This is a genomic window from Sphaerisporangium dianthi (genome assembly GCF_042654065.1).
Lineage (GTDB): Bacteria > Actinomycetota > Actinomycetes > Streptosporangiales > Streptosporangiaceae > Sphaerisporangium > Sphaerisporangium dianthi.
The window spans coordinates 47,176-59,876 of the sequence record NZ_JBHSFP010000018.1; the positions used below are offsets into that span (position 1 = coordinate 47,176).

Sequence of the window (12,701 nt, forward strand, 5' to 3'; positions counted from 1 at the left end):
GCCGATGCCGCAGGACAAGGCCGCGCTGTTGCGCGCGCTGCACGTGCCCGGCAGGCCGCTGGTCCTGCCCAACATCTGGGACGCCGCCTCCGCCCGCGCCGTGGTGGCGGCGGGGTTCCCGGCCGTGGCCACCAGCAGCGGGGCGGTCGCCGCGGTCCTCGGGCACGCCGACCAGGAGGACACCCCGGCCGGCGCGATGTTCTCAGCGGTGGCCCGCATCGTCCGCGCCGTGCCCGTTCCGGTCACCGCCGACCTGGAGCGCGGATACGGGCTCGCGCCGGCCGAGCTGGGCGAGCGGCTCGCGGAGACCGGGGTGGCCGGGCTCAACCTGGAGGACTCCGACCCGCGGACCGGCGTGCCGGCCGAACCGGGCGAGCAGGCCGACTTCCTGGCGGCCGTGCGGGCCGGCGCCGCGAAGGCGGGAGCCGACCTGGTGATCAACGCCCGGGTCGACACCTTCATCCACGGCGAGGGGCCGCCCGAGCGGCGGACGGCCGAGGCGGCCGAACGCGGACGCCGCTACCTGGACGCCGGCGCCGACTGCGTCTACCCGATCATGGCCGCGGACCGCGAGGTGATCAGGACGCTGGTGAAGGAGATCGGCGGGCCGGTCAACGTGTACTTCCGCCAAGGCGTCCCGCCGCTCGCGGAACTGGCCGAGCTGGGCGTCGCCCGCGTGAGCTTCGGCTCCGGTCTGCACGCCGCCGTCCAGCAGAGTCTCGCCGCGATGCTGTCGGCGATCACCGCAGGTCACAGCCCCTACAACGATGGCCGGGCGGCCGGCGTGCAGCCCTAGCGCAAGATCGGCGGGCATCCGCGACAGGGGGCGCCGGGCACCCAGCGCAAGATCGGCGGGCATCCGCGACAAGGGTCGGCGGGTAGCCGCGAAAGGGGCCCGCGGGCGGCCACGGCGGGAGGCCGGCGGGCGGCCATGACGGGAGGTTGGCGCCCGACCATAAGGGGCAGATACCCGCAGGAAGCGCATGGCCCCCCGACGGCGACGGTGCGAGATCAGCCCGGCGAGCGGCGGGCGGGGGGCTGTATGAGGATGAGCGGGTTCCTCGGCAGGTGGCCGGTGCTACGGCAGCTCACCGGCCCCGACCGCGGCGGCCTCGGGGCGGCGGCCAGGTCGCCCGCCACCGACGCCCTGCGGTCCCGCGTCGCCACCGCCGACCGCGTGGTGAAGTCCGTCTGCCCCTACTGCGCGGTGGGATGCGGCCAGAACGTGTACGTGTCCGGCGGCAAGGTCGTGCAGATCGAGGGCGACCCGGACTCTCCGATCAGCAGGGGCAGGCTCTGCCCGAAGGGCTCGGCGTCCCTCCAGCTCACCACCGGCCCGGGGCGCGAGCACTCGGTCCTGTACCGCAGGCCGTACGGCACCGAGTGGGAACAGCTCGACCTGGACACGGCCATGAACATGGTCGCCGACCGGGTGGTGCGCACCCGCCGCGAGACCTGGCAGGAGGAGCGCGACGGCAGACGCGTCGGAAGGACGCTCGGCATCGCGACCCTGGGTGGCGCCACGCTGGACAACGAGGAGAACTACCTCATCAAGAAGCTGATGACCGGGCTCGGCGTGATCCAGGTCGAGAACCAGGCGCGGGTCTGCCACAGTTCAACGGTCACCGGCCTCGGCACCACCTTCGGCCGCGGCGGCTCGACGACGTTCCTGCAGGACCTGCAGTTCTCCGACTGCATCATCATCGAGGGCTCCAACTTCGCCGAGGCGCACCCGGTGGGCTTCCAGTGGGTGATGGAGGCCAAGTCGCGCGGCGCCACGGTCATCCACGTGGACCCGCGCTTCAGCAGGACGAGCGCGATGGCCGACCTCTACGTGCCGATACGCCCGGGCACCGACATCGCCTTCCTCGGGGCGATCATCAACCACGTCCTGTCGAAGGGCAAGGACTTCCGCGAGTACGTGCTGAACTACACCAACGCCCCGTTCATCGTCACCGACGCCTACGCCGACACCGAGGACCTGGACGGGCTCTTCAGCGGCTGGGACCCGGAGACCCGCACGTACGACGTGGGCACCTGGCGGTACAAGGGGTCGTCGGTGCAGGCGGTGTCGGGGCGGCGGCTGCGCCTTTCCGAATACCACCTGCCCGGCCGCAGCGAGGCGCACGGCTCGGGCGGCGCCCCGGTCGGCGCGCACCCCGAGCACGACGACACGCTCACCGACCCTCGCTGCGTGTACCAGATACTCAAACGCCACTTCGCCCGCTACACCCCGGAGTTCGTCCACGAGACGTGCGGCATCCCGCCCGAGCTGTTCCACCGGGTGTGCGACGCGCTGACGTCGAACTCCGGGCGCGACCGCACCAGCGCCTTCGCCTACGCCGTCGGGTGGACCCAGCACACCGTGGGCACGCAGTACATCCGGGCGGCGAGCATCCTGCAACTGCTGCTCGGCAACATAGGGCGGCCCGGCGGCGGCATCATGGCGCTGCGCGGCCACGCCAGCATCCAGGGGTCCAGCGACATCCCGACCCTGTACAACCTGCTGCCCGGCTACATCCCCATGCCCTACGCGCACAGCGACGAGAACCTGGACACCTTCATCGACGTCATCAGCACGGAGAAGGGGTTCTGGGCCGAGGCACGCAGCTACGTCGTCAGCCTGCTCAAGGCCTACTACGGGGACGCGGCGACGCCGGACAACGACTTCTGCTTCGGGCACCTGCCCCGGCTGACCGGCTCGCACAGCGCCTACGACACGACGATGGCCCAGCTCGACGGCGTCTGCAAGGGGTACTTCCTGTTCGGGCAGAACCCCGCGGTGGGGGCCGCCAACGCCCGCCTGCAGCGGCTGGGCATGGCCAACCTCGAATGGCTGGTGGTCCGCGACTTCTCGCTCATCGAGTCGGCGACCTGGTGGAAGGACGGCCGCGAGGTGCAGGACGGCGAGCTGCGCACCGAGCAGATCGCCACCGAGGTGTTCTTCTTCCCGGCCGCCTCGCACACCGAGAAGAGCGGCACCTTCACCAACACCAACCGCCTGATCCAGTGGCACGACACCGCCGTCGAGCCCACCGGCGACCGCCGCAGCGACCTCTGGTTCATGTACCACCTCGGCCGGATGGTCAAAGAGAGGCTGGCCGGCTCCCGCGAGCCCGGCGACCGCGCCTTCCTCGACCTCACCTGGGACTACCCGGTGGAGGGACCGCTCGACGAGCCGAGCGCCGAGGCCGTGCTCCAGGAGATCAACGGGTACGGCCCCGACGAGCGGCTCCTGTCCACCTACACCCAGTTGCGCGGCGACGGCTCGACGCGGTGCGGCTGCTGGATCTACTGCGGGGTGTACGCCGACGGCGTGAACCAGGCGGCGCGCCGCAGACCGCACACCGAGCAGAGCTGGACCTCCCGCGAGTGGGCCTGGGCCTGGCCGCTCAACCGGCGCACGCTGTACAACCGCGCGTCGGCCGACCCGAACGGCGACCCGTGGAGCGCGCGCAAGGCGTTCGTGTGGTGGGACGCCTCGATCGGCCGGTGGACCGGGCACGACGTGCCCGACTTCATCGAGGACCGGCCGCCGGACTACCGTCCGCCGGAGGGCGCCCGGGGCACCGACGCGCTGTCGGGCATCGACCCGTTCATCATGCAGGGCGACGGCAAAGGCTGGCTGTTCGCCCCGGCCGGGCTGATGGATGGCCCGCTGCCGACGCACTACGAGCCGCAGGACACCCCCGCCGAGAACACGCTGCACCCCTCGCAGCGCTCCAACCCGGCGCGGCTGACCTACGACCGCCCGGGCAACCGCTACCACCCGCCCGGCAGCGAGGTGTACCCGTACGTGGTCACCACCTACCGGTTGACCGAGCAATTCACGGCGGGCGGCATGAGCCGCTGGGTGCCGTACCTGGCGGAGCTCCAGCCGCAGATGTTCTGCGAGGTGTCGCCTGAGCTGGCCGAGGAGCGCCTGCTGGAACACGGCGGGTGGGCCACCGTCATCAGCGCGCGCGGCGCCATCGAGGCCAAGGTCATGGTCACCGAGCGGATGCCCTCGCTCCACCTGAACGGCCGGGTCGTCCACCAGATCGGCCTGCCCTATCACTGGGGGCCGAACGGCCTGGCCACCGGCGACCCGGCGAACGAGCTGACCTCCATCGTGCTCGACCCGAACGCCGACATCCAGGAGACCAAGGTGCTCACCGCCGACATCCAGCCCGGGCGGCGGCCGCGCGGGCCAGGGCTGCAACGCCTGGTGGAGACCTTCCGCCGCCGCGCCGGCATCGACCAGCCCGCACACCACGGAGGCATGAGATGACGGCGCGACCCGTGCCCGCGGCCACCGCGCCGCCCGACGTCCAGAAGGAGAGCGGCTACCCCGAGCATCCGCCGCGCATGGGGTTCTTCACCGACACCTCCGTGTGCATCGGATGCAAGGCGTGCGAGGTGGCCTGCAAGGAGTGGAACCGGCTGCCGGCGGACGCGCCCTTCGAGCTGACCGCCATGTCGTTCGACAACACCGAGCAGCTGTCGGCGTCCACCTGGCGGCACGTCGCCTTCATCGAGCAGAGCAGACCCGTCCGCGCGCCCGCGCACTCCGGCGCCCCGGCCCCGGACGGCGGGGCCTTCGCCGGCGCTGGGACCGGCGACCTGCGCTGGCTGATGGCCTCCGACGTGTGCAAGCACTGCACCGACGCTGCCTGCCTGAACGTCTGCCCCACCGGCTCGCTGTTCCGCACGGAGTTCGGCACCGTGGTGGTGCAGCAGGACGTGTGCAACGGCTGCGGCTACTGCGTGTCGGCCTGCCCGTACGGGGTCATCGACAAGCGCGAGGACGACGGCCGCGTCTTCAAGTGCACCATGTGCTACGACCGGATGGGCGACGGGCTCACCCCGGCCTGCGCCAAGGCGTGCCCCACCGAGTCCATCCAGTACGGGCCGCTGGACGAGCTGCTCGAACGGGCCGAGGCGCGGGTGCGGTCGCTGCGCCACGACGGCGTCGAGGACGCCCGCCTCTACGGGCACGACCCGCAGGACGGCGTCCGCGGCAACGGCGCGTTCTTCCTGCTGCTGGACAAACCGGAGGTGTACGGCCTTCCACCCGCCCCCATGGACACCACCCGCGACCTGCCCTCGATGTGGCGGCACGCCGCCGCCGCGGCGCTGACCCTCGCCTGCGGCGTCGCCGCCGCGTTCGCCACGGCCCGCCGAGGAGTGAGATGACCACGAGAGCCCGGGCCGACGGCCAGGCGACCCACATGGCGGAGGAGTTCGCCTCCTACTACGACCGGCGGATACTCAAGCCGCCGGTCTGGCACGAGCGGTACATCGCCGGGTACCTGTACCTGGGCGGCCTGGCCGGGGCGTCCTCGGCGCTCGCCGCCGGCGGCCAGCTGACCGGCCGCCCGGGGCTCGCCCGCGCCACCAAGGTCGCCGCGCTCACCGGCATCACGCTGTCGATGGTGGCGCTGGTCGCCGATCTCGGGCGCCCGGCGCGGTTCGTCAACATGCTGCGCGTCGTCAAACCGACCTCGCCGATGAACATGGGGTCCTGGCTGCTGGCCGCGTACGCGCCCCTGGTGGGGGTCAGCGCGCTCACCGACCTCACCGGCAGGTACGCCGCGGTGGGACGCGCGGCCGGCTACGGCGCGGCGGTCCTCGGTCCCGCGGTCGGCACCTACACCGCCGTGCTGATCGCCGACACCGCCGTGCCCGCCTGGCACGAGGGACACCGCGAGATGCCGTTCCTGTTCGCCGGCTCCGCCATGGCCACCGCGGCCGGCGCCGCGCTGCTCACCGCGCCGGCGGCGGAGAACGCCCCGGCGCGCCACGCCGCCGTCATCGGCGCCGCGCTGGAACTGGTCGCGGGACGGCTGATGCGCCGCCGCATGGGCATGGTGGCCGAGGCGTACGAGCGTGGACGGCCGGGCACTCTGTGCCGCGCGGGAGAGGCGCTGAGCCTGGTGGGCGCCCTCGGCGCCCTGGCCGCCGGTCGCGTCGCCCGCGCCCGTACCACCGGCGGCTCTGCCGGTCCTGGTGGCACCGGCCTCGGTGGTACCGGCCTTGGTGGCATCGGCCTCGGTGGTGCCCGCCTTGGCGGCGCCGGCCTCGGTGGCGTCGCCCGCCGCCGCGGTGCGGGTCGCCACGGTGCGGGCCGCCACGGTGCGGGCCGCCGTGGTGCGGGCCGCGCCGGCACCGGCCGTGAACGCGCCCTCGCGGCCGTCTCGGGCGCGGCCCTGCTGGCCGCGGCGGCCTGCGTGCGCTTCGGCGTCTACTCGGCCGGCGTGGCCTCCACCGAGGACCCCCGCTACACGGTCATCCCGCAACGCGCCCACCTGTCCACCCCACCGGGCTAGGCCGTGCGGGCGGCCGGGCCGGTGGGCCGCCCTCTGGGCCAGGCCGTGCGCGTGGGTCTTTGGACGGGTGTTCCGTGGCCGGTCCATGCGACGTCGTCAACCGCCAGAAATGGCTCGCCGGCCACGGTCGTGGGGGTTACTCCGGTGAACGCCACGACGTCCCGATGCAGGTGGGACTGGTCGGCGTAGCCGCCGTCGGCCGCGACTCGGGCCGAGCCTTCACCCGCGGCCAGGCGGTGGGCGGCATGGTCGAAGCGGACCATCCCACAACAGCTCGTCAACGATGTGCGAGGGATGACCTACGATGCGCTCACCGCGACATCGCGGGCAGCCGACGACTACCTGCAACAGCGCGCGCTCCCCGATCGGCTGACGGTCCTCGGCACGCCGCTGCTGGTGATCTTCGGCGGGGAAGACCGGAGATGGCGATCCTCCTCCGCCGCCGACTACCGCGCCGTTCCGGGTGCGAGGGTCGAGTTGCTGCCCGATGTCGGACACTCGCCCATGCTCGAGGATCCGTCGCGGACCGCCGCCCTCCTCCTGGCCTTCACCGCGATCCACGCCGCGCAGGCGGACTGAACGAGACGATGAGACGTATCCATTCTGCCTGTGATCGATCAGGCGGTTTGTGGTGGCGCGGTCGCCGCACGCACGCGAGGTTGACCTTGACCTTGGGGCAGGGTGCACGCTGAACGGGTGACCGACTCGAACCGGACCTGGACCGGCATGGTGCCGGCCGACGACACCGCGCTGGCCGTGACCGACACCGGTGGGCCCGGCCGTTCCGTGCTGTACCTCAATGGCCAGTTCGCCACCCAGTCGTACTGGCGGCGCGTCATCGCCGAACTCGGCGGCGGCTACCGGCACATCACCTACGACATGCGGGCACGCGGCCGGTCGAGGCGTTCGGCGGACTATTCGTTCGAGGCGAACGTCCGTGACGTCGACGCCGTCCTCGAGGCGAGGGGCGTGGACCGGCCGCTTCTGGTCGGCTGGTCCTACGGCGCGCCCGTCGCGCTGCACTGGGCCGACCGGAATCCGGACCGCGTCCTTGGGATGGTGTCCGTGGACGGCGCGTACCCGCAGGGCTGGACCGACACCATCACCCCGGAACGCATCAGGGGGCTGTTCCGCAGGTGGGGCTGGCTGTTCCCGGTGCTGCGTCCACTGCGCCTGTGCGCGAAGATGTCCGTCGAGGAGCATGTCCGGAGCAACATCGAGCTCGTCGAGATCTGCGGCGCTCTCGGCCCGGTCCTGGACGGCGTGACCTTCCCGGTCCGGTGCGTGGTCGCCACGGGCGGCAACCTCGGAGGCGGCCGGGAGGAGATGGAACGGATGCGCGCCACCCTCGGCCCGGTGCTCGCCCGCAACCCGAACATCAAGGTGAGCGCGAAGGTCGCCGGCAACCACGGCAACATGCTGCGCAAGGACTACCGCGCCGTCGCGGACGCGATTCGCGAACTCGCGGACACCCTGCGATCACAGGGCCGGCCGCGCGGATGACGGACGGCGTCACGATCGGCCGGGCGGCGGCGTTCGCCGGCGTCACGGTGAAGACCGTGCGGCACTACCACAAGCACGGCCTGATCGACGAACCCCGGCGCGACGGCTCCGGCTACCGGCGCTACGGATCGGCCGACCTGCTGCGGCTCGTCCAGATCCGGATGCTGGCCGCCGCCGGGGTGCCGCTGGCCGAGATCGGGGCGATACTCGACGCCGATCCCGACCGGTTCGCCGCCGCGCTCGTCGACGTCGAACGGCGCCTCGATGATCGCATCGACGAGCTGATCGCGCGGCGTGACATGCTGCGCCGGCTCGCCACCGGCGACCGGGCGCTGCTGCCCGACCGCGTGCTCGCGAAGCTCGACAAGGTGGCCGCCGATCTCGGCTTCACCCCCGGCGACGTGACGATGGCCCGGGAGGGCCTGGTGCTGATCAGGGCCCTGGTGCCGGAGGGCTTCGACGACTACATCGCCCGGGTCGAGCGCGGCCTCGACGACCCTCGGTACGTCTCCTTGATCAAGCGCATGTGGCGTGCCGCCGAGTGGGAGCCGGACGACCCCCGGATCGACGAACTCGCCTCAGCCATGGCCGACCACTATCTCGCCCATCCCGCGCTGCTGCCCATCCCGTCCGGCCTCCAGGCCCGCACCGACGGCGCGATCCGGTACAGCCTGCTCAGTCAGCACGGAGAAGAGCGGAGGCCGGCCTGGGCTCGGCTGAACGCGCTGGTCGAGGCGAGATGGCGCGCGGCCGGCGTCCTCAGCCTCGGCGCAGGCCGTTCCACAGCCAGCGGCGCGCGACCGTGAGGGCGATCGGCGCGGGGACGGTCCCGGCGCCGAGGCCCACGTCCACGAGCAGGTCGAAGACCTCCTTGTGGCGGGCGGCGGTGGCGATCGCGGCGTCGATGAACCCGGGCGACTGGGCGGCGCGGGCGAGCACGTCCGTGGTGCGCAGGTGCCGTCCGAGGGCGCCGCGCAGCTTGCGGCGGTAGGCGGCCAGCGGGTCCGCGCCCGCCTCGGCGGCGGCCTCTCCGGCCAGCCGGCCGGAGAGCAGCGCGTAGTAGATGCCTTCGCCGGTGAGCGGGTTGATCAGGCTCGCCGCGTCGCCGGCGAGCAGCACCCGCCCGGCGCCCGGCCTGGGGCGGCCGGGGGACAGCGGCAGGTGGTGGGCGCGCAGGTCACGAGTGGGCAGATCGGGCAGCAGTTCGGCGAGCCGGCCGTGCAGCACCTCGCGGCCCGGACGGCCGGTGGCGCGCAGCCGGGGCAGCATCATCCCGAAGCCGACGTTCGCGGTGCCGTCTCCGACCGGGAAGGACCAGGCGTAGGCGGGCCACCCGTCCTTCTGCATGGCGATGAACTGAACGTCGTCATCGGCGGGCACGTCGGCGTAGCCGCGCACGGCGATCGCGGTGTGCCTGTCCGGCGCCGGCGGCACGCCGATGAGGCGGCGCACGGCGGAGTTCGCCCCGTCGGCCGCGACGACGGTGCGCGCGGACAGGGCCCCGTCCAGGACGACGTGATCGTCATGGAGAGTGAGGGCGCGGACGCGGTGGCGGCGCACCTCGACGCCCCGGGCGCGGGCGGCGTCCACCAGGCGGGCGTCGAACACCGTGCGCGGGACGACGTGGTTGGGACGGGCGACGGCGGCCGTCACCCGCGCCCCTCCGGGCGACACCACCGACAGGCCCCGCGCGGGCCGGTAGTCGTCGATCAGGCCGGGGACGCCCAGTAGGGCCAGCTCTTCGCGGCCGTGCGCGGCGATGCCGTCCCCGCAGGCCTTGTCGCGCGGGAAGTCGGCCTTGTCGGCGAGCAGCACCCGGGCGTCCGGTCGCAGCTGCTTGGCCCGGATGGCCGCCGCCGCCCCCGCCGGCCCACCCCCCACCACGACCACGTCCCAGTTCTCCAGCACCCGGCCAGCCTGCCACAGCGGAACGCCACCGGACGGAGGACGGGGCGGACGGGGCGGGGCGACCGCGACGCCGGCCCTGGTGGCGGCCTGGTCACGGGGATCGCCGCGCCGGCCATGGCCACGCGAACGTTGAAGATCGATCTTACAGGACGCAGTCATCCTGTAAAGAGCGATTGTTCGCGAATATCGGCTCGGGTCTTGATGAAGATCTGTTCCGGCGTAGCCGGATATTTCGCCGCATTGTTGTGCATTGGCAGAACACTGCCGTGAGAGCCATCCCCCCACGCGAAAGCAGAGCCCCCCATGCTCAGACGAGTCCTCGCAGCCGTCGCCCTCTCCCTCGTCACAATACTCGGATTAACGCTCCCCGCATACGCGGTGACGCTGGAGCAAAAACTCGCCGCACTTTCCAGTTTCACGCAGCCGACGTCGGCCAGCGCGTCGAGCTGGCGCTCCGCCTGGCAGAACCAGGGGAACTGGGCGGACTACGCCTTCGACTGGTCGACGGACCTGTGCTCGACCAGCCCCGACCAGCCCCTCGGCTTCGACTTCAGAATGCCGTGCAGGCGGCATGACTTCGGTTACCGCAACTACAAGGCGGTGAGCCAGTTCCCGGCGAACAAGCCGCGCATCGACGACTCGTTCTACTACGACATGAAGCAGGTGTGCGCGGGATATTCAACCATCCCGAGGGCAACCTGCAACAGCCTCGCGTGGACCTACTACCAGGCCGTCAAGGAATTCGGCTCCCTCAATGTGACGGACGCCCAGATCGAGCAGATCCGCCAGACCGCCGAACGAAACGCGCAGAACGCCGGAGCGTGACCGGATCCGACCACCCGGCCCCGGGAACCGCTCCCTGACCCTCCCCGGTTCCCGGCCGCCACAGCACCACCCCCTGCGCCTGCTTCACGCACCCGTCACGAGCAGGCGCAGGGAATCATGACCAAGGCCGGCCTACGGCGTCGGGCGCAGCAGGGGGTCGGTGACGCCGCCGGGGCAGGCCAGGCGGGCGATGTCCCAGCCGGCGCGCCGGGCTCCGGCCCGGTAGGCGCTCTCGAAGAAGGCGAGCACGGCGGCGTGCGGGTCGGTGTCGGCGCGGGCGTCGGCGTAGCGCAGCACCGCGAGATGACCGCCGCCCCGCTCGGTCCACCTCGCCACCGGGGGCAGCAGGCGTTCGTTTGAGAGCCCCTCGGGCTCCGGGGCGGTGTAGGAGTAGAAGGCCGGTTCGGGGAAGGTGTCGTCCCCGAACCAGAACCCCGAACTGATCACCTCCCGCGAGTACGCCTCGCGGGTCACCGGGTCGGCGTCGGGAGACGGCTCGACGAGCCGGTCGGAGAACCTGGTGCAGGCGATGTCGAAGGTGTGCCAGAAGTGGTGAACCGGACTGATCTTGCCGGAGAAGCCGGCGGCGAACTCCTCCAGCAGCAGGTTCACCTGGCTGAGGACCTGCCAGTAGCGGGTCACCAGGGCGGGTTCATAGGCCGCGTGCTCGGTGTCCTCCGCGAACGGCCGATCGGCGTCGGGCAGGTCGAACGGCCGGGGGACGTCGATGCGCACGTCGATCTCGAGGTCGGCCAGCGCCCGCATAGTGTCCCCGTAGAAGGACGCCACCGACCGCCCGTACAGAGGGAACGAGATCGCCTTGCCGTCGAGCCGCGTGATCTCCAGCCGATGGGCGACGAAGTCGAAGTCGATGGTGAAGACGGGGTTGCCACCGGTCTGTCCCATCGGGCGGGTGGTCAGACCGCGTCCGGTGAGGTGGAACGGGGCGTTCCACCAATGGTTGCGCCGCACGCCGGCGGCCAGCCTGATCTTGCCCACCACCTGGGCGAAGCGGTGCAGCGTCGCCTTGGTGTCCTGCCACTGGGCCAGGGGGATCTGCGGAAACAGCTCCATGGCACCAGCGTGCCCTATCTGTGCCGCCGGCCGCCGCACGACTCCCCGCCCTTCGCCCGGAGGATGACGCCGTTTCACGAGTCGCGGGCCAGGAAGCCGTGGCCCGACGTAAGATCGCCACGAGACGGAAGGCGGGGAAATGACGGTCAACGACCCATTGGTTCCGGGCATCGACCCGTCGATTCCGAGCGTCGCCCGGATGTACGACTACTACCTCGGCGGGAAGGACAACTTCGCGTCCGACCGCGAGGCGGCCGAGAAGATGATCGCGCTCGTGCCGAACATCCGCCGACTCGCCCAGGCCAACCGCGAGTTCCTCGGCCGGGCCGTGCGCCTCCTGGCGGGGTCGGGGATCCGGCAGTTCCTCGACATCGGCGCCGGGCTCCCCACCCAGCGCAACGTCCACCAGGTCGCCAGGGAGGCGGCGGGGGACGCGAAGGTCGTCTACGTCGACAACGACCCCATCGTGCTGGCGCACGCTCGCGCGCTGCTCGCCGACAGCTCCGGCACCATCGTGGTGCGGGGCGACGTGAACACGCCCGAGCGCATCCTCGACGATCCCGACGTCACGCGGCACCTCGACCTCTCCCAGCCTGTGGCCGTGCTGATGCTCGCGATATTGCACTTCGTGCCGGACGACGACAAGGCGGCGGCGATCGTCGGCGAGTTCCGAGGGCGCATGGCTCCCGGCAGCCACCTGGCGATCTCGCACGGATACACCGGCGAGGTCGGCAGCCGTACCGATCAGCAGGTCCGCGCCCTGTACACCAGGACCGCGACCGGCTCGGTCAAGCCGCGGGACCACGCGGAGATCATGCGCTACTTCGACGGCATGGAGCTCCTCCCGCCCGGCCTGGTGCCGGTCTCCTCCTGGCGGCCCGAGTTCGAGGGAGACGCCGAGATCGACCTCAGCAAGCCCACCATCATCGGCGGCGTCGCCCGACTCCCCGGCTGACCGCCTCCGGCGGGCCGCCCCTCGACAGCCGCTTCCCGACGCTCGTTACGGGGAGGTCTTCTCGGTGATACACCGGCTACAGAACCGCCGGTCTCCCTGTTTCCCGTGCGCAACGGCGAATGGCCATC

The 12,701-nt window shown here is 71.9% G+C and carries 11 protein-coding genes; 9 read left to right on the forward strand and 2 right to left on the reverse strand.

The window, feature by feature from the left end:
• Positions 1 to 4: 4 nt before the first annotated feature.
• The 7 genes from ACFO60_RS24155 to ACFO60_RS24185 all read left to right on the forward strand — a co-directional run bounded on the left by ACFO60_RS24155 (position 5) and on the right by ACFO60_RS24185 (position 8,617).
• Positions 5 to 796, forward strand: a complete 792-nt coding sequence (locus tag ACFO60_RS24155) for an isocitrate lyase/PEP mutase family protein (RefSeq protein WP_380843727.1) — start codon at positions 5 to 7, stop codon at positions 794 to 796.
• Positions 797 to 1,042: 246 nt separating this feature from the next.
• Positions 1,043 to 4,270, forward strand: a complete 3,228-nt coding sequence (gene fdh, locus ACFO60_RS24160; RefSeq protein WP_380843729.1) for a formate dehydrogenase — start codon at positions 1,043 to 1,045, stop codon at positions 4,268 to 4,270.
• Between the two features lie 77 nt (positions 4,271 to 4,347).
• Positions 4,348 to 5,175: a 4Fe-4S dicluster domain-containing protein gene (locus ACFO60_RS24165; protein ID WP_380843935.1), complete on the forward strand. Its 828-nt coding sequence runs from the start codon at positions 4,348 to 4,350 to the stop codon at positions 5,173 to 5,175.
• The gene (gene nrfD, locus ACFO60_RS24170) at positions 5,172 to 6,308 is read left to right on the forward strand and encodes an NrfD/PsrC family molybdoenzyme membrane anchor subunit (protein ID WP_380843731.1); all 1,137 of its coding nucleotides are present in this window, start codon (positions 5,172 to 5,174) and stop codon (positions 6,306 to 6,308) included. The genes ACFO60_RS24165 and nrfD overlap by 4 nt, the downstream gene beginning before the upstream one ends.
• A gap of 261 nt (positions 6,309 to 6,569) precedes the next feature.
• Positions 6,570 to 6,887 carry an alpha/beta fold hydrolase gene (locus ACFO60_RS24175; protein WP_380843937.1) on the forward strand — a complete coding sequence of 106 codons (318 nt, stop codon included), beginning with the start codon at positions 6,570 to 6,572 and terminating at the stop codon, positions 6,885 to 6,887.
• Positions 6,888 to 7,004: 117 nt separating this feature from the next.
• Positions 7,005 to 7,811, forward strand: a complete 807-nt coding sequence (locus ACFO60_RS24180; protein ID WP_380843733.1) for an alpha/beta fold hydrolase — start codon at positions 7,005 to 7,007, stop codon at positions 7,809 to 7,811.
• Entirely contained in the window at positions 7,808 to 8,617 is an 810-nt protein-coding gene (locus tag ACFO60_RS24185) for a MerR family transcriptional regulator (RefSeq protein WP_380843735.1), read from the forward strand. The genes ACFO60_RS24180 and ACFO60_RS24185 overlap by 4 nt, the downstream gene beginning before the upstream one ends.
• Here the strand turns inward: ACFO60_RS24185 and ACFO60_RS24190 are convergent.
• Positions 8,571 to 9,719, reverse strand: a complete 1,149-nt coding sequence (locus ACFO60_RS24190; protein ID WP_380843737.1) for a geranylgeranyl reductase family protein — start codon at positions 9,717 to 9,719, stop codon at positions 8,571 to 8,573. The two genes, ACFO60_RS24185 and ACFO60_RS24190, sit on opposite strands and share 47 nt — an antisense overlap.
• 303 nt (positions 9,720 to 10,022) lie before the next feature.
• Here ACFO60_RS24190 and ACFO60_RS24195 point away from each other — a divergent pair, with 303 nt between their 5' ends.
• Positions 10,023 to 10,544: a phospholipase gene (locus ACFO60_RS24195; protein WP_380843739.1), complete on the forward strand. Its 522-nt coding sequence runs from the start codon at positions 10,023 to 10,025 to the stop codon at positions 10,542 to 10,544.
• A 132-nt stretch (positions 10,545 to 10,676) separates the two neighbouring features.
• Here ACFO60_RS24195 and ACFO60_RS24200 read toward each other — a convergent pair whose 3' ends face one another.
• The gene (locus ACFO60_RS24200) at positions 10,677 to 11,618 is read right to left on the reverse strand and encodes a DUF5996 family protein (RefSeq protein WP_380843741.1); all 942 of its coding nucleotides are present in this window, start codon (positions 11,616 to 11,618) and stop codon (positions 10,677 to 10,679) included.
• A gap of 139 nt (positions 11,619 to 11,757) precedes the next feature.
• Between ACFO60_RS24200 and ACFO60_RS24205 the strand changes: the two genes are divergently transcribed.
• Positions 11,758 to 12,573, forward strand: coding sequence for an SAM-dependent methyltransferase (locus ACFO60_RS24205; protein WP_380843743.1), 816 nt, complete (start codon positions 11,758 to 11,760; stop codon positions 12,571 to 12,573).
• The last annotated feature ends 128 nt before the right edge of the window (positions 12,574 to 12,701 follow it).